The organism is Enterococcus sp. DIV2453a, from assembly GCF_050533535.1.
Taxonomy (GTDB): Bacteria; Bacillota; Bacilli; order Lactobacillales; family Enterococcaceae; genus Enterococcus; species Enterococcus faecalis.
The window spans coordinates 45,392-63,307 of record NZ_CP172899.1; the positions used below are offsets into that span (position 1 = coordinate 45,392).

The 17,916-nt window shown below is 39.9% G+C and carries 16 protein-coding genes and 1 other annotated feature; all 16 genes read left to right on the top strand.

Annotated elements, in window-relative coordinates; genetic code table 11:
• The first annotated feature begins 3 nt into the window (after window positions 1-3).
• The 16 genes from ispF to IGK03_RS00265 all read left to right on the top strand — a co-directional run bounded on the left by ispF (window position 4) and on the right by IGK03_RS00265 (window position 17,826).
• Window positions 4-477 carry a 2-C-methyl-D-erythritol 2,4-cyclodiphosphate synthase gene (ispF, locus tag IGK03_RS00190; protein ID WP_049096116.1) on the top strand — a complete coding sequence of 158 codons (474 nt, stop codon included), beginning with the start codon at window positions 4-6 and terminating at the stop codon, window positions 475-477.
• Between the two features lie 52 nt (window positions 478-529).
• A complete protein-coding gene (gltX, locus tag IGK03_RS00195; protein ID WP_010706819.1) occupies window positions 530-1,987 on the top strand; it encodes a glutamate--tRNA ligase in 1,458 nt (485 codons plus the stop codon).
• Window positions 1,986-2,192: a binding site (T-box leader), on the top strand. It overlaps the preceding gene by 2 nt.
• Before the next feature lie 64 nt (window positions 2,193-2,256).
• A complete protein-coding gene (gene epsC, locus IGK03_RS00200; RefSeq protein ID WP_002356054.1) occupies window positions 2,257-2,796 on the top strand; it encodes a serine O-acetyltransferase EpsC in 540 nt (179 codons plus the stop codon).
• Window positions 2,789-4,201 (top strand): cysteine--tRNA ligase, encoded by a 1,413-nt coding sequence (cysS, locus tag IGK03_RS00205; protein WP_010816231.1) that lies wholly within the window; start codon window positions 2,789-2,791, stop codon window positions 4,199-4,201. Before epsC ends, cysS begins: the two co-directional genes overlap by 8 nt.
• Window positions 4,198-4,596, top strand: coding sequence for a Mini-ribonuclease 3 (locus IGK03_RS00210; protein WP_002356056.1), 399 nt, complete (start codon window positions 4,198-4,200; stop codon window positions 4,594-4,596). The genes cysS and IGK03_RS00210 overlap by 4 nt, the downstream gene beginning before the upstream one ends.
• Complete coding sequence (gene rlmB / locus IGK03_RS00215) at window positions 4,586-5,443, top strand: 23S rRNA (guanosine(2251)-2'-O)-methyltransferase RlmB (protein WP_002378685.1); 858 nt, start codon at window positions 4,586-4,588, stop codon at window positions 5,441-5,443. Before IGK03_RS00210 ends, rlmB begins: the two co-directional genes overlap by 11 nt.
• A gap of 14 nt (window positions 5,444-5,457) precedes the next feature.
• Window positions 5,458-5,988: an NYN domain-containing protein gene (locus IGK03_RS00220; protein WP_002383499.1), complete on the top strand. Its 531-nt coding sequence runs from the start codon at window positions 5,458-5,460 to the stop codon at window positions 5,986-5,988.
• An 85-nt stretch (window positions 5,989-6,073) separates the two neighbouring features.
• A complete protein-coding gene (locus IGK03_RS00225; protein WP_002383498.1) occupies window positions 6,074-6,640 on the top strand; it encodes a sigma-70 family RNA polymerase sigma factor in 567 nt (188 codons plus the stop codon).
• Between the two features lie 57 nt (window positions 6,641-6,697).
• A complete protein-coding gene (locus IGK03_RS00230) occupies window positions 6,698-7,000 on the top strand; it encodes a Veg family protein (protein WP_002383497.1) in 303 nt (100 codons plus the stop codon).
• 180 nt (window positions 7,001-7,180) lie between these two features.
• Entirely contained in the window at window positions 7,181-8,032 is an 852-nt protein-coding gene (ispE, locus tag IGK03_RS00235; protein ID WP_002356061.1) for a 4-(cytidine 5'-diphospho)-2-C-methyl-D-erythritol kinase, read from the top strand.
• A 163-nt stretch (window positions 8,033-8,195) separates the two neighbouring features.
• Window positions 8,196-9,149, top strand: a complete 954-nt coding sequence (locus tag IGK03_RS00240) for a metal ABC transporter substrate-binding protein (protein ID WP_002367576.1) — start codon at window positions 8,196-8,198, stop codon at window positions 9,147-9,149.
• A gap of 25 nt (window positions 9,150-9,174) precedes the next feature.
• Window positions 9,175-9,867, top strand: coding sequence for a metal ABC transporter ATP-binding protein (locus IGK03_RS00245; protein ID WP_002356064.1), 693 nt, complete (start codon window positions 9,175-9,177; stop codon window positions 9,865-9,867).
• 161 nt (window positions 9,868-10,028) lie between these two features.
• Window positions 10,029-10,868: a metal ABC transporter permease gene (locus tag IGK03_RS00250; RefSeq protein ID WP_104845334.1), complete on the top strand. Its 840-nt coding sequence runs from the start codon at window positions 10,029-10,031 to the stop codon at window positions 10,866-10,868.
• A 143-nt stretch (window positions 10,869-11,011) separates the two neighbouring features.
• Window positions 11,012-11,833 (top strand): pur operon repressor, encoded by an 822-nt coding sequence (gene purR / locus IGK03_RS00255; RefSeq protein ID WP_002381336.1) that lies wholly within the window; start codon window positions 11,012-11,014, stop codon window positions 11,831-11,833.
• A 201-nt stretch (window positions 11,834-12,034) separates the two neighbouring features.
• A complete protein-coding gene (gene glmU / locus IGK03_RS00260; RefSeq protein WP_002356067.1) occupies window positions 12,035-13,420 on the top strand; it encodes a bifunctional UDP-N-acetylglucosamine diphosphorylase/glucosamine-1-phosphate N-acetyltransferase GlmU in 1,386 nt (461 codons plus the stop codon).
• Window positions 13,421-13,860: 440 nt separating this feature from the next.
• Window positions 13,861-17,826 (top strand): 5'-nucleotidase C-terminal domain-containing protein, encoded by a 3,966-nt coding sequence (locus IGK03_RS00265; RefSeq protein ID WP_202334725.1) that lies wholly within the window; start codon window positions 13,861-13,863, stop codon window positions 17,824-17,826.
• The last annotated feature ends 90 nt before the right edge of the window (window positions 17,827-17,916 follow it).

Genomic DNA, 17,916 nt, shown 5'->3' on the forward strand with positions numbered 1-17,916 from the left:
AGTATGATTCGAATCGGTCAAGGTTTTGATGTTCATCAATTAGTTCCGCAACGACCTTTAATTATTGGTGGGGTTACTCTTCCTTATGAAAAAGGTCTGTTAGGTCACTCAGATGCTGATGTTTTAACACATGCAATTATTGATGCAATCCTTGGTGCCGCTGGTCTGGGTGATATTGGACAACTGTTCCCCGAAAACGATCCGCAGTTCAAAAATGCGAATTCTGTAAACTTATTAAAAAAAGTAAATGAAAAAGTTGGGCGGTCGGGCTTTACTATTGGCAATATTGATTGTACAATTTTAGCGGAAGAGCCAAAGATGAGCCCATACTTGGCAGAGATGAAAAAGAATCTAGCCGCGAGTTGCCACTTAGCGGTCACACAAGTGAACATTAAGGCAACGACCATGGAAGCGATGGGCTTTGTTGGTAAAAAAGAAGGAATCGGCGCAATTGCCGTTGCTTTATTGGAAAAATAACTGAAAACGACGTTAAACCGTCTGTTTTTAAAAAATGGAAAGAGGAATGAACATGACGAAAGTTCGTGTGCGTTATGCACCAAGTCCAACTGGACACTTGCACATTGGGAATGCAAGAACAGCATTATTTAACTACTTATTTGCCCGCCACAATGACGGAGAATTTATCATTCGTATCGAGGATACCGACCAAAAACGGAACATCGAAGACGGCGAGAAAAGTCAGTTGGAAAACTTAGCATGGTTAGGGATGGAATGGGATGAATCACCTGCTCATCCGGGAGAATATGGTCCATATCGTCAATCAGAACGTAAAGAAATTTACCAACCATTGATTGATCAATTATTAAGTAGCAATCGTGCGTATAAGTGTTATTGTACGCCAGAAGAATTAGAAGCAGAACGTGAAGCACAACAAGCTCGTGGGGAAATGCCTCACTACGCAGGCACTTGTGCGAATTTAACACCTTCTGAACAAGCAGCCAAAGAAGCGGCTGGTCTAGAACCAGTGATTCGTTTCCGTGTGCCGCGTAACACAGAATACAAATTTGATGACATCGTGAAAGGTGAAATTACTTTTGAGTCAGATAACATTGGTGGCGATTTTGTCATCCAAAAACGCGATGGGATGCCAACGTATAACTTTGCCGTTGCAGTAGATGATCACTTAATGAAAATTTCTCACGTTTTACGTGGCGATGATCACATTGCGAACACACCAAAACAATTAATGATTTACGAAGCGTTTGAATGGACACCACCTGTCTTTGGCCATATGACCTTAATCATTAATTCAGAAACTGGCAAAAAATTGAGCAAACGTGATGAAACAATTTTACAATTTATTGAACAATACCGTGAATTAGGTTACTTACCAGAAGCCATGTTCAACTTTATTGCTTTACTAGGATGGTCTCCTGTTGGCGAAGAAGAAATCTTCTCACAAGAAGACTTGATTAAATTGTTTGATGAACAACGCTTAAGCAAGTCACCAGCGGCCTTTGATGCGAAAAAATTAGAATGGATTAACAATCAATACATGAAACAAATGGACTTAAGTGAACTAACAGATATGTGTATTCCTTATTTAGTCGCTGACGGTCGTGTTGAAGAAAATCCATCTCCTGAAAAAATCGAATGGTTAAAACAATTAGTTAGCTTGTATCAACCACAAATGAGTTATGCAGCTGAAATTGTGGAACTATCAAACTTGTTCTTTAATGAACATCCAGTTTTAGATGATGCTGCGAAAGAATTCTTGCAAGGAGAAACAGTGCCAACTGTGTTACATGCGTTTAAAGAACAATTAGAAGCCTTGGACGTTTTCGATGTGCCAAGTATTAAAGCAGCGATTAAAGCCGTCCAAAAAGAAACCGGCGTTAAAGGCAAAAACTTGTTTATGCCAATTCGAATTGCTGTTTCTGGACAAATGCATGGTCCTGAATTAGGCGAAACTATCGAATTATTAGGCAAAGAAAAAGCATTAGATCATTTAAATAAAGTGTTATAAAAACACAAAGAATAGAAGAAGTAGACAATCAGATGGATTTCAGAGACGCTGTGGGTGGTGAGAACAGCGAGCATCTTTTGTCGAAATGCATCTATGAGTGGCTTCGGTGAAAAAAGTAACCGAAGACGTCGGCAGGCGTTAACTGTATCGAGGCAAGAGCTAGTTCTTGTGAAGAAAAGTGGAACCACGCATGGGCGTCTTTTAAGCAACGTTTTTTTGTTGCTTAAAAGACGTTTTTTATTTTTGTATAATAGAAAGGAGTTCACCCTATGAGTTGGTTGAAACGTAGCGTCGCAGCTGTTAAAAGAAACGATCCTGCAGCGCGGACCACACTAGAAGTTCTTTTAACGTATCCTGGCTTGCACGCCCTGTTTTGGCATCGCTTGTCTCATTTCTTATATAGGCATCAGTTGTTTTTGTTGGCGAAGATTCATGCACAATTTTGGCGTTTCATAACGGGCGTAGAAATTCATCCCGGAGCCACAATTGGTGCGGGAGTTTTTATCGATCACGGCATGGGCATTGTGATTGGGGAAACCGCGGAAATAGAAGAAGATGTTGTTTTGTTTCACGGAGTGACGTTAGGTGGGACCGGTCGTGATACGGGTAAACGCCATCCAACAGTGAAAAAAGGAGCGATGATTTCGGCACGAGCTCAAATTTTAGGGCCAGTTGTGATTGGTGAACGTTCAAAAATTGGTGCGGGTGCTGTTGTTATTTCAGACATCCCAGCAGATGCCACAGCTGTGGGTGTTCCTGCGAAAGTCGTTCGTCTAAATGGAAGAAAGGTGGAAAAAGGGCATGATTAAAATTTATAATACATTGACCAGAGAAAAAGAAGTATTTACGCCAATTGAGGCGCATAAAGTTCGGATGTATGTCTGCGGACCAACCGTGTATAACTATATCCATATCGGTAATGCGCGCAGTGCGATCGCCTTTGATACGATTCGTCGTTATTTTGAATATCGTGGGTATGAAGTGAATTATGTCTCGAACTTTACAGATGTCGATGATAAAATTATCAAGGCAGCCAAAGAATTGAAAATTACTGCGCCGGAAGTGGCGGAGCGTTTTATCAAAGCCTTTGAAGAAGACACGCAAGCATTGAATGTCCAACCAGCAACGTTACATCCTCGGGTGATGGACCACATGCCTGATATCTTAGCTTTTATCGACGTTTTAATTGAAAAAGGTTTTGCTTATGAGGTCGCAGGTGATGTGTATTATCGCACCCGTAAATTCCCTAATTATGGTAAATTAAGCCATCAATCGATTGATGAATTAGAAGTGGGGGCAAGTCAACGAACTGGCGTTGAACAACAATTAAAAGAAGACCCATTGGATTTTGCTCTTTGGAAAAGTGCCAAAGAAGATGAAATTTTTTGGGATTCTCCTTGGGGTAAAGGACGTCCCGGCTGGCATATTGAATGCTCTGTCATGGCGACAAAACACTTGGGAGAGACGATTGATATTCATGGCGGTGGACAAGATTTAGAATTTCCACATCATGAGAATGAAATTGCACAGAGCGAAGCCAAAACAGGCCATACCTTTGCCAATTACTGGATGCATAACGGCTATGTCACAATTGGTGAAGACGATGAAAAAATGAGTAAATCCCTAGGTAACTTCATTACTGTTCATGAAATGATTCAAAAAGTGGATCCGCAAATTTTACGTTTCTTTATGTCCACCACCCAGTACCGTCGCCCGATTCGTTATAGCGAAAGCACTCTAAAAGAGGCAGCAGCCAATTATCAAAAATTGAAAAATGCGTTTGAAAATTTACGTTTTAGACAAGCAGATGCGGTCGCAAGTTTGCCAGAGGATGAACACTATTTAGCGCAATTAAACGAATTAGAGCAACGTTTTATTACGGAAATGGATGATGATTTCAATGCAGCTAACGGGATTACGGTCGTTTATGAATTAGCGAAGATGATGAATCAGTACAGTGAACAAGCGACAGTTTCGGAACCAGTTCTAGTGGCGATGGATAAGCTTTTCAGTGGCTGGTTAGCTATTTTTGGTTTATTCTTTAAAAACGAAGAATTAGTGGATGCACAAGTCGATGCGTTAATTGAAGAACGGAACCAAGCACGGAAAGACCGTGATTTTGCCCGAAGTGATGAAATCCGCGATTTATTAAAAGAACAAGGCATTGTTTTAGAAGATACTCCGCAAGGAACGAGATGGAGAAGAAGTGAATGAGAGATTACAAACAATTAAACGGTTTAGCTTTGGCCTATGTTGGCGATGCGATTTATGAAATTTACATTCGTGATTATTTAGTTTCCTTGGGACAAACGAAACCGAATGTTTTGCATCGCATGGCGACACACTACGTGTCAGCAAAAGCCCAAGCAAGCTTAATGCAAGCGATGTTAGCGGGAGAAATGCTAACGGAGGAAGAAGAAGTGATGTACAAACGCGGTCGGAATGCTAAAAGTCACACCTTTGCCAAAAATGCTGATGTGACGACCTATCGGGTAGCGACCGGTTTCGAATCCTTGATGGGTTATTTACATTTGACACAACAAAAAGAACGTTTAGAAGAATTAATTAACTGGTGTATCAAGAAAGTAGGTGAAACCAATGAAAAATGAAAAATCTCGTCCTTTTAAAAAAGGTAAGAAACGTCCAGAACGTTCAGACAAGCGTTCAAAAGAACGGAACCCACGACCAGCGACAGCAGGTGCTGATGGAACCTCAGAAGAGCTAGCAGATAACTTTGTCTTTGGTTTCCATGCCACTGTTGAGGCGTTGCAGCAAGGACGCGGGAATAAATTGTTTTTACAAGAAGATGCTCGTGGCGAGAAAATTGAGCAATTAAAACAAGCAGCGAAAGAACAGGCGGTTCCAGTCAAATGGGTGCCTAAAGCAAAATTAGATACGATGAGTGATCACGGCGTGCATCAAGGCATGGTTTTAGCAATCACAGCGTATCAATATTTAACTTTAGAAGAATTATTGGAACAAACAAAAGAAAAGACAGCAACACCATTTTTTCTAATTTTAGACAGTCTAGAGGACCCACATAACTTTGGCTCAATTTTGCGAACAGCTGATGCGACAGGCGTGGACGGTATTATCATTCCGAAACATCGCGCAGTGGGAATTACACCAACCGTAACCAAAGCGTCAACAGGGGCCGTGGAACATATTCCAGTGGCTCGTGTAACGAATCTAGCGCAAAGTATTGCAACGCTAAAAGAGAATCAATTTTGGATTTTTGGTACAGATATGTCTGGAACGGATTATCGTCGCTGGAATACACAAGGCGCAATTGCCTTAATCATCGGAAATGAAGGTCGTGGCATGAGTCAAGGTCTTCATAAAGAAGTGGATGAATTATTAACGATTCCAATGACTGGACACGTTCAAAGCTTAAACGCTGGTGTGGCTGCAGGCTTGCTAATGTATGAAGTCTATCGTGGCCGCAACCCATTATAGAAGAAGGCGATTGTATGAAAAAACAATTGTTAATCGTTGATGGCTATAACATGATTGGTGCTTGGCCAGAATTGGTCCAGTTGAAAAAGCAAGAGCGTTTAGAGGATGCGCGTGAACTGCTTCTTAGTCGTCTGTCCAATTATGCCAAATATGAAGGGGTGGAAATCATTGTGGTCTTTGATGCCCAATTAGTCCCAGGTATTCAGCAAACGTACAAAAAGTACCTTTTGACCGTGGTTTTCACCAAAGAAGATGAAACAGCAGATAGTTATATTGAACGTCTAGCTGGTGAAAAAAATGATCGTTTAACGCAAGTAACAGTCGCAACGAGTGATTTGGCTGAACAATGGGTGGTCTTTTCACAAGGTGCATTGCGGACTTCGGCCAATGAACTTTACAAAGCTGTCCAGAAAACAGAAAAGACGATTGCCATTCATGCAACGGATATCCATTTTCAGCAATTTCGTCGAAATTCTCCATGGAACGTGGAGCAGTTATCAAAACTTTCTGAGAAGCTAGAAGAATTGTCTCAAAAAAAAGATTAAACAAATGTTCGCTTAAGTCATAAATTTCTAACATGCTATGCTCTCCTAAATCATTCGATACGTTTATCGAAAAGGAGGGCTTTTTATGTTAGAACAGATTCAGCAAGCATTAGCAGGAGACCAAGAACAATTTCAAGCTTTATATGGGCAATATCAGCCAGTGATTTATAAGTGCATGAAAAAATACTATTTAAAAGATTATGATACTGAGGACTGGCTTCAAGAAGGGCGAATTGTCTTCTTTCGGACGTTAGAACGATTTGATTCAGAAAAACAAGCATCATTAGGAAAGTTTTTTAAACGAAATTTTGAAAATCACGTACATAGCTTAATTCGCCATCAATGCGCCTATAAGCGGCGAACAGATACCTTGTCTATTTCTCTGGAACAACGCTTAGAAAGCGCTGGTGAAGAGTTAGTGGACTATTTAGGGACAACGGCCACCGACCCATTAGGTCAATTAATGATTCAAGAAAAATTGGCAGCTTTTCCGACACGTCTTTCCTCGTTGGAACAACAAATTTTAAACGCATACTTAAAAGGCTACACGTTAGAAGAAATCGCTAAAGTACGTGGGGGAACTTTTTCAGCTGTCCGAAGTGCCTATGATCGTGCCAAAGCAAAAATGAAATATACATTAGAAAATGAATAAAAATTCGACAAAACAGTCGGTTTGTCGAGCAAAAGTAGTTGCAAACAGACTTCTAGTATGATAAACTTGAAATTTTTTAAAAAAAGTGATATAATGTTTCTCGAGGTGAATGCAATGCCAACAACGTTATCGTCAATTAAGAAAGATTTGGAAGGCCGTATCGGCAGTGAAATTATGTTAGTTGCTCAGACTGGAAGAAAGCGCCAAACAGAACGTAAAGGAATCTTAACGGAGACTTATCCATCTGTTTTTGTTGTTGACTTGGATCCAGACGAGAACTCATTTGAACGTGTATCTTATAGCTATTCAGATGTTTTAACACGCACCGTTGAAATCGAATTCATCGGTCAAGCCGTATAATTTAGAAAGTCCGCTTAGGAGTGAAGGAAGAGCCCTTCGTTCCTAAGCTCTTTTTAATTTCAACCATCTGTCGTCAGAGAAAGAGCAATCTTCGGTGTACTTCTTCATGGACATATGATAGAATCTAAAAGATTAAAATGTTGGTAGACAAAAGATTAAGGAAGGTGAATCAGGGAACCGATGGAAATAATCGAACGAGCTCCTGCGAAAATTAATCTTGGGTTAGATGTTCTGCATAAACGTGTGGATGGCTATCATGAAGTTGAATCTATTTTTGCAAGTGTAGATTTAGCCGATCATTTAACTTTTGAAAATCTAGAAGAAGACATCATTCGTATTGAAACGGACAGCTCTTTTTTACCCGTGGATCGACGGAATCATGTCTATCAAGCAGTTGACTTATTAAAGCGTACCTATAATATTCATAAAGGAATTAAAATATATATTGAAAAACGTATCCCCGTGGCAGCTGGTTTAGCAGGGGGGAGCAGTGACTGTGCCGCAGCATTACGAGGCTTGAACAAACTGTGGAATCTGGGGTTGACGATGGACGAACTCTGTGAAATTGGCAGCCAAATTGGTATGGATGTTCCTTATTGTTTAAGGGGCGGAACAGCCTTTGCAAACGGACGTGGGGAGAAAATTGAAGCATTACCGACCATGCCTCAATGTTGGATTGTGTTAGTTAAACCGAGAATTAGTGTATCCACTAGTACCGTTTTTAATGATTTAGCGGTAGATGAATTGCACCATCCAGATATTGCTGGACTAAGAATAGCCATCGAAAATGGTGATTATACTGGGATGACCCAAACGGTTGGCAATGCGTTGGAAAGTGTCACGATTGCCAGACATCCGATCGTGCAACAAATCAAGGATCGCATGCTGAAGTACGGCGCTGATGCAGCGTTGATGAGCGGCAGTGGACCGACAGTCTTTGCTTTATGTGAAAAGAAAACACGAGCACAACGGATTTATAATGGACTTAAAGGCTTTTGCGAAGAAGTTTATTTGGTTCGGACATTGAAATAAAAAACAACAGAGCGTGGAGCAAAAAACCAAAGTGATTTTTGTCCCACGCTCTGTTGTTTTTTTTAATTTATTCCTTGACGTCCCGTGATCCATTTGGTACATTATTCCTGGCAAATCGTAAATATTACGGTTTATAATAGGTAAATCGAAAAGAGGACAGAACATGACGAAAATCTACCGCCGTTTGATAATCGGCGTTACTTTAGCAATCAGTGCTTTTCTTTTAGCTAGCTGTGGGCAAACCACACAATCGCCAAAAGAGAAGAAAGAGCTCACGGTAATGACTACTTTTTATCCGATGTACGACTTCGCAAAACAAGTCGTTGGTGATGAGGGAGAGGTTGAGCTGTTGATTCCAGCTGGAACGGAACCACACGATTATGAACCAAGCGCAAAAGACTTAGCGAAAATTACTGATGCGGATGTCTTTGTTTATAATAGTAAAGAGCTAGAAACTTGGGTTCCGAATGTTATTGAAAACTTGGACACGAAAAAAGTTTCAATCGTGGAAGCCAGTCAATCCATTCAATTGATGCAAGGAACAGAAGAGGAAGAATCTGGCGAAGAAGGTCATGAAGGCCATAACCATTCCCACGAATTGGATCCGCATGTCTGGTTAGATCCCGTGTTAGCGCAAAAAGAAGTGACAGCGATTCGGGATGCGCTTATCAAAAAATATCCTGAGAAAAAAGCCGTATTTGAAAAAAATACCGCTGCTTATTTGGAAAAATTGACTGCGCTAGATAAGGAATACCAAGCTGCATTTGCAGGCGCTAAAAATCGGACCTTTGTGACGCAACATGCTGCATTTGGCTATTTGGCAAAACAATATGGTTTGACCCAAGAACCGATTGCTGGGATTTCTCCAGACCAAGAACCTTCGCCAAGTCGTTTAGCCGAATTAAAAAAATATATTAAAACAAACAATGTTTCTGTGATCTATTTTGAAGCATCGGCTTCTACAAAAGTAGCCAAAACATTGGCAGACGAGACAGGCGTCGAATTAGCCGTATTGAATCCTTTAGAGAGTTTAACTCAAAAAGAACAAGAAGCAGGCGAGAACTACGTGTCTGTCATGAAAGAAAACCTCGCTGCTTTACAAAAAAGCATTCATTAATCTGGCAACAGAAAGGAGCCAACTTATGCATTATATTGAAGTCGAAAATTTAACCTTCTATTATGATGATGAACCTGTTTTAGAAGATGTTTCTTATTATGTTGATCCAGGGGAATTCGTTATTTTAACAGGAGAAAATGGCGCTGCCAAGTCAACGCTGATCAAAAGTACCTTAGGGTTATTAAAACCAACAAGTGGCAAAATTACGGTCGCTAAAAAAAATAGTGCTGGTGAAAAAATCAGCATTGGCTACATTCCACAACAAGTCGCTTCTTTCAATGCGGGCTTTCCTAGCACCGTCATTGAATTAGTACGTTCAGGTCGTTTTCCCAGAAATCGTTGGTTCAAACCGTTGACGAAAAAAGATCATCTTCATGTGGAAAAAGCTTTGAAATCAGTGGACATGTGGGAAATGCGCCACAAACGAATTGGCGAGCTTTCTGGAGGGCAAAAGCAACGAATTAGTTTAGCACGAGTGTTTGCGACCGATCCAGATTTATTTATTTTGGATGAGCCAACAACAGGTATGGATGAACAATCGCGAAACGAATTTTATCAATTGTTGCAACACAGTGCGCATGAACATGGAAAAGCTATTTTGATGATTACGCATGATCATGAAGATATCAAAACCTATGTAGATCGTCAAATTCGTCTTGTCCGCAAAGAAGATTCGAAATGGCGTTGCTTCCATATGAGTGAAGAATCGTATACGTAAATTTTCCAATAAAACGTTATCTGGCTCGATAATAACGAAAGCCAAGGAACGGCTTAAAGAAATGTTGGAAAAATTTAAAAAATAAGCAGGAATTAAAAAATTAATTCGCTTAAACGTCGCTACAATGGTAGTGTTCATTTTAGCGGTAAGGAGTGAATCGTATGGCAGAAATGCTTTCTTATGCATTTATGCAAAAGGCCTTTTTAGCAGCACTGTTTATCTCAGTGATTGCCCCAATGCTCGGCGTCTTTCTAGTTATTCGCCGACAATCTTTAATGGCAGATACCCTTTCACATGTGTCATTAGCCGGTGTGGCACTAGGCTTCTTTTTTAATTGGAATCCTAATTTAATGACCTTAATTGTCGTGATTGTGGCTGCAATCATTCTAGAATATTTACGAATGATTTATAGCACCTATTCAGAAATTTCGATTGCTATTTTAATGTCAGGCGGTTTGGCTTTGGCGTTAGTTTTGATGAATTTAACAGGAGGCAATTCAGCTGCTAGTATTCAATCGTATTTATTTGGTTCCATCGTCACGATTACATGGGATCAAGTGGTTATGTTGGCAATTTTATTCGTAGTTTTAGTTCTATTGTTTATGTTATTTAAACGCCCAATGTATGTTTTAACATTTGATGAAGATACTGCTCATGTTGATGGGCTACCTATTCATTGGATGTCGATGCTTTTTAATGTAATTACTGGTGTGGCGATTGCTGTGATGATTCCGATTGCGGGAGCCTTGTTAATTTCAGCAATTATGGTCTTACCAGCTGCAATAGGTATGCGAATTGGTAAAGGCTTTAACACGGTGATCATCATCAGTGTGTTTATGGGCTTGATTGGCATGCTATCAGGGTTGACTAGCTCGTATTATTTGGAAACACCACCGAGTGCAAGCATTACCCTAATTTTTATTGGTTTATTCTTATTAGTCAATATTTATCGCCGAGTGGTTGTCATGGTCCAACGAAAACAAAAAATGCAAAGAAACTAAGGAGAAAAACGAAAGTTTTTCTCCTTTATTTCTTTTTTTTAAAAGAAATGGCGAACTATTTTCAGTTATTTGAAAAAAATCCTCGAATTTTTCGGTTAAACCCCTTATAATAAGGAACGATAGAATGAAAAGGAGTGACGAATTTGAAAATTCGGAGAAGTGAACGATTAATCGATATGACCCAATATCTTTTAGATCATCCCCATACATTGGTTTCTTTGACATATTTTGCTGACCGATACCAATCTGCCAAGTCTTCCATTAGTGAAGATTTAGCAATTGTTAAAAAAACATTTAAAGAACGTGGAACAGGTATTTTAGAAACGATTCCAGGCGCTGCAGGCGGTGTCCGCTTTATCCCTGAAATTCCTTATGAGGAAGCGGAGCAGTTGATTATGGATTTATGTGATCGTTTGTCAGAACAAGATCGCTTATTACCTGGGGGCTATGTTTATCTTTCAGATTTACTTGGGGAACCGAATTTATTAAGACAAGTGGGCCGGATTATTGCTTCTAAATATTTAGGCAAACAAATTGATGCGGTAATGACCGTTGCGACCAAAGGAGTGCCAATTGCGCAAGCTGTGTCTTATTACTTAAATGTTCCGTTTGTGATTGTTCGTCGCGATTCTAAGATTACTGAAGGTTCAACGGTGAGCGTGAACTATGTATCAGGGTCTTCAGAACGTATCGAAAAAATGGAACTTTCAAAACGCAGCTTAAAACGCGGCTCAAAAGTTTTAGTCGTGGATGACTTCATGAAAGGCGGCGGCACCGTCAATGGTATGAAGAGTATGATTGAAGAATTTGAAGCAGAACTTGTGGGCATTACCGTTTTTGCTGAGTCAAAATTCAATGGCCGTCGTGCAATCGATGACTACACTTCGCTATTGTACGTGGAAGATGTGGATACACAAACAAAAACGATTAGCGTAGTCCCAGGAAACTATTTCACAGAGAAATAATTTGAAAAAGAACCTGAAAATGGTCCATTCCATTTTCAGGTTCTTTTTTTCTGTTTTATTCCTTTAAAAAAAGATGAGAAAATAAATTGGTCTACCTTTTAAATGCCTTATTTTGTTGAAAAAGACAAAAGAGTAAGATAAACTAGAAAAGGTATAATGAGGACGATTTAGAAGAAAATCAAACAATTTAGTTAATTTGAGGTGGCAAACGTGGAAAATAGATACGCAATTATTTTAGCAGCTGGTAAAGGAACACGCATGAAATCTAAACTTTATAAAGTATTGCATCCAGTTGCTGGTAAACCAATGGTCGAACATATTTTAGATCAGGTAGAACAAACAGAACCAACAGAAATCGTGACGATCGTTGGACACGGGGCGGAAATGATTAAAAGCCATTTAGGCGAACGTAGTCAATATGCCTTACAAGCTGAACAATTGGGAACTGGGCATGCGGTCATGCAAGCACAAGAGTTATTAGGTGGTAAACAAGGAACAACATTAGTTATTACAGGGGATACGCCGTTATTAACTGCGGAAACCTTGAAAAATTTATTCGATTACCATCAAGGTAAGAATGCAAGTGCGACTATTTTAACAGCGCATGCGGAAGACCCAACAGGCTATGGTCGAATTATTCGTGACCATGTGGGCATTGTTGAACGAATCGTGGAACAAAAAGATGCCAGTGAAGAAGAAGCACGTGTTCAAGAAATTAATACAGGAACCTTCTGTTTTGATAATGAATCATTGTTTGAAGCGTTAGCGAAAACAGATACAAACAATACACAAGGGGAATACTATTTAACAGATATCATTGAAATTTTGAAAAAAGAAGGCAAAGCTGTCGCTGCTTACCAAATGGCAGACTTTGACGAAGCAATGGGTGTAAATGATCGCGTCGCTTTATCCACTGCTAATAAAATTATGCATCGTCGTTTAAATGAAATGCATATGCGAAATGGTGTTACATTTATTGATCCAGATACAACATATATTGATGAAGGCGTGGTAATTGGTTCAGACACAGTCATTGAAGCGGGAGTCACTATCAAAGGGAAAACAGTGATTGGCGAAGATTGCTTGATTGGCGCACATTCAGAAATCGTTGATAGTCATATCGGCAATCAAGTGGTTGTTAAACAGTCTGTGATTGAAGAAAGTGTGGTTCGCGAGGGGGCCGATGTGGGTCCGTATGCACATTTACGTCCTAAAGCAGATGTGGGGGCAAACGTACACATTGGTAACTTCGTGGAAGTAAAAAATGCAACAATCGATGAAGGCACAAAAGTGGGCCATTTAACATACGTTGGTGATGCAACATTAGGCAAAGATATTAATGTCGGTTGCGGCGTTGTTTTTGTTAATTATGATGGCAAAAATAAACACCAAACAGTCGTGGGTGATCACGCGTTTATTGGCTCTGCAACGAACATTGTTGCGCCAGTCACGATTGGTGATCATGCGGTGACTGCTGCTGGTTCAACCATCACAGAAGATGTCCCTTCAGAAGATTTGGCGATTGCCCGGGCACGTCAAGTGAATAAAGAAGGCTATGCTAAAAAGTTACCTTATATGAAGGATTAATCTCAAATAAAAAAGAACGCTCTTTTGCTTAAGCAAAAGAGCGTTCTTTTTCCTCCTTAAAGACTAGACCAATTGCTGCTAGTATTTGTTTAGAGACATTCAAGGACTAGACCAATGCTGTTTATTCGGTATTTTTAGTTATTTTTTTCAAAAAAATAGTTTTTGTTCCGCTTTTCCAATATAAAAAGACTTTCTTTTTTATAAAGTTCGTGTTTTGGTCAAAATTACTATTTTTTTCACAAACAAATCCGCTATATTGTCCAAAAATAAAAACAATTTACAGGAAAAACATCTTATTTTAACGGAATTTACTGTTTTTTATTTAACGGATATATTATGATAGGAAAAGAAGAGCAGCGTGATGGGGGAAGGCTCTTTTTGTTGTTTGTTACTTTGACAATTGTTTGTTGCAAATGGGTTGAAACACAAGGAGGAAATTTGTGAAAAAGTTGAGCTTTAAAAAAGTGAAGTGGGGCATGCATTTTTTAATGGCTGTTGCGTTGATAGCGCCAAGCGTTACTAGTACGGCATATGCAGTAGAAACAACGAGTCAACAAAGTTCAGAAGCAGTAACAAGTACCACCGATTCAAGTAGAAAACAAGAACCAGTCATCACACAGGAAACAACAGACATCAAACAAGAAGCACCAAATCAGGCTACGAGTGACAGTGTCAAGCAGTCACAAGAAACCACGGCACCAGCAGAAACGACGAATTTAGAAACGTCAACCGCTGAAAAAGAAGAAACGAGCACACCACAAAAAATAACAATTTTAGGTACGTCAGATGTTCATGGTCAATTATGGAATTGGTCTTATGAAGATGATAAAGAATTACCAGTTGGTTTGTCCCAAGTAAGTACAGTCGTCAACCAAGTCCGGGCGCAAAACCCAGCAGGCACCGTTTTAATTGATAATGGCGACAATATTCAAGGCACTATTTTAACAGATGACTTGTATAATAAAGCGCCTTTAGTGAATGAAAAGACCCATCCAATGATCACCGCCATGAATGTCATGAAGTATGATGCAATGGTTTTGGGAAATCATGAGTTTAATTTTGGTTTACCGTTAATCCAAAAAATTCAAAAAGAAGCCGCTTTTCCAATTTTGTCTGCGAATACCTACAATAAGGAAGATGGTCGTCGTTTTGTTAAAGGGACTACCACGAAGGAACTTGATTTTAATCAAGATGGGCAGCCAGATTTAAAAGTTGGGATTATCGGCTTAACAATCCCGCACATTTCTTTGTGGGATGGCCCTCGTGTTACTTCGCTTAATTTTTTACCTTTGAAAGAAGAAGCAGAAAAAGCAGTTACTGAGTTGAAAGCTAACGATCAGGCTGACATTATTGTTGCCTCGATTCATGCGGGACAACAAAATAGTGATCCGGCTGCCAGCGCCGACCAAGTAATTGAAAATGTCGCGGGGATTGATGCGTATATTCTAGGTCATGACCACCTTTCTTTTACCAAGCAAGGAGCAGCGCCGAATGGAAAAACTGTACCGGTAGGGGGACCGAAAGATACGGGGACAGAAGTTGTCAAAATTGATCTTTCAGTTGCTAAAAATGCCGATAAGTGGGAAGTGCAAGAAGGTACAGCAACGATTGTACCAACAACGAATGTTCCAGCAGATGAAGCAGTTAAGGCAGCGACAAAAGAATACCATGAGCAAACGCGAGCGTTTATTCAGGAGGAGATCGGCACAGCAACAGCTGATTTTTTACCAAAACAAGAAATTAAAGGAATTCCCGAAGCACAATTACAACCAACAGCGATGATTTCTTTAATTAATAACGTTCAAAAAGAAGTAACAGGTGCACAATTAAGTGCGGCAGCGCTGTTTAAATACGACAGTAAATTACCTGCGGGGAAGATTTCCTATGCCACGATTTTTGATATCTACAAATACCCGAATACCTTAGTGAGTGTTCCCATTAACGGTGAAAACTTACTGAAGTATTTAGAAAAACAAGGGGCGTACTATAACCAAACACAGCCAGATGATTTGACCATTAGTTTTAATCCAAACATTCGTGTATATAACTATGACATGATTTCTGGAGTGGACTACAAGATTGACATTTCAAAACCAGTGGGTGAACGAATTGTAGATGCGAAAATTGACGGCCAACCGCTGGATCCTGCCAAAGAATATACGATTGCTATGAATAATTATCGTTACGGCGGTTTAGCTAGCCAAGGGATTCAAGTAGGGGAACCTATTAAAAATTCTGATCCAGAAACCTTACGAGGAATGATTGTTGATTATATTAAGAAAAAAGGAACGCTTGATCCAGAACAAGAAATCGAACGAAATTGGTCAATTATTGGGACAAATTTTGATGAAAAATGGCGTACCAAAGCAATCGAATTAGTGAATGACGGCACTCTTCAAATTCCGACTTCTCCTGATGGACGTACACCAAACGCCGCCGCTATTACGAAACAAGATGTCCGTAATGCGGGCTTTGATTTAGATAATGCATATACCATTATGCACACAAATGACGTTCATGGCCGACTAGAAGCAGGGAAAGGCGAATTAGGTATGGCGCGTCTAAAAACCTTTAAAGACCAAGAAAACCCAACCTTGATGGTGGATGCAGGAGATGTTTTCCAAGGATTACCAATCTCCAATTTCTCCAAAGGCGCGGATATGGCCAAAGCAATGAATGAAGTTGGTTATGATGCCATGGCGGTGGGAAATCACGAGTTTGATTTTGGTTTAGAGATTGCACTAGGTTATAAAGACCAACTGAATTTTCCGATTTTATCTAGTAATACGTATTACAAAGATGGCAGTGGACGGGTTTTTGATCCGTATACAATCGTAGAAAAAGCTGGGAAAAAGTTTGCCATTGTAGGTGTGACGACCCCAGAAACAGCAACGAAAACACACCCGAAAAACGTGGAGAAGGTAACATTTAAAGACCCGATTCCAGAAGTAGAAGCAGTGATTAATGAAATTAAAGAGAAGTACGCGGATATTCAAGCTTTCGTGGTTACTGGGCATTTAGGCGTAGATGAAACGACGCCGCATATCTGGCGTGGTGATACGCTAGCAGAAACCCTTAGTCAAACATATCCTGAGTTAGATATCACTGTGATTGATGGACATTCGCATACAGCCGTCGAAAGCGGCAAACGTTATGGCAAAGTGATCTATGCTCAAACAGGTAATTATTTAAATAATGTTGGGATCGTCACAGCACCAGAGAGTGAACCAACTAAGAAAACAGCAAAATTGATTTCAGCAGCAGAGTTGCTAGAATTGTCAGAAAACCCGGCAGTTAAAGCCATCGTTGATGAAGCACGTACGAATTTTAACGCTGAAAATGAAAAAGTAATTGTCAATTATATTCCATTCACATTGGATGGACAACGAGAAAATGTGCGCACACGAGAGACCAACTTAGGGAATTTGATTGGTGATGCGATTATGTCATATGGGCAAGACGCGTTTAGTCAACCTGCTGATTTTGCAGTAACCAATGGTGGCGGCATTCGCGCTGATATTAAACAAGGGCCAATTAAAGTTGGGGATGTCATTGCTGTGTTACCTTTTGGCAATAGCATTGCGCAAATTCAAGTAACCGGCGCTCAAGTTAAAGAAATGTTTGAAATGTCTGTTCGTTCGATTCCACAAAAAGATGAGAATGGCACAATTTTACTAGATGATGCTGGCCAACCAAAACTTGGCGCAAATGGTGGTTTCCTACATGTTTCAAGCTCCATTCGTATCCACTATGATTCCACAAAACCAGGTACTCGCTTGGCTAGTGACGAAGGCAATGAAACAGGACAAACGATTGTTGGTAGTCGCGTATTAGGAATAGAAATTAAAAATCGGCAAACGCAAAAGTTTGAACCATTGGATGAGAAGAAACAATACCGGATGGCTACCAATGATTTCTTAGCTGCTGGTGGTGATGGTTACGATATGCTAGGTGGTGAACGAGAAGAAGGGATTTCACTAGATGCTGTCTTAATTGAATACTTGAAAAGTGCAACCAGCTTGCGGTTGTATCGTGCAGCAACGACGATTGATTTAGCACAATATAAAGAACCATTCCCAGGCGAACGAATTGTTTCTATTTCGGAAGAAGCTTACAAAGAGTTAATCGGTGGAGGAGAGACGCCAAAACCAGATCCAAAACCAGATCCAAAACCAGATCCAAAACCAGATCCAAAACCAACACCAGAAACACCAGTAGCAACTAATAAACAAAACCAAGCGGGAGCAAGACAGAGCAATCCATCCGTAACAGAGAAGAAAAAGTATGGCGGCTTTTTACCTAAAACGGGTACAGAAACAGAAACGCTTGCATTATATGGTTTACTGTTCGTTGGACTTTCTTCTTCTGGCTGGTATATTTATAAACGACGTAACAAAGCTAGTTAGTCATTTTTTAAGAACCGTCCTTCGGGATTGGTTCTTTTTTTATTTTAATGCTTGCCATTTGTTTTTAATTTTAGTATTATAAGAATATTC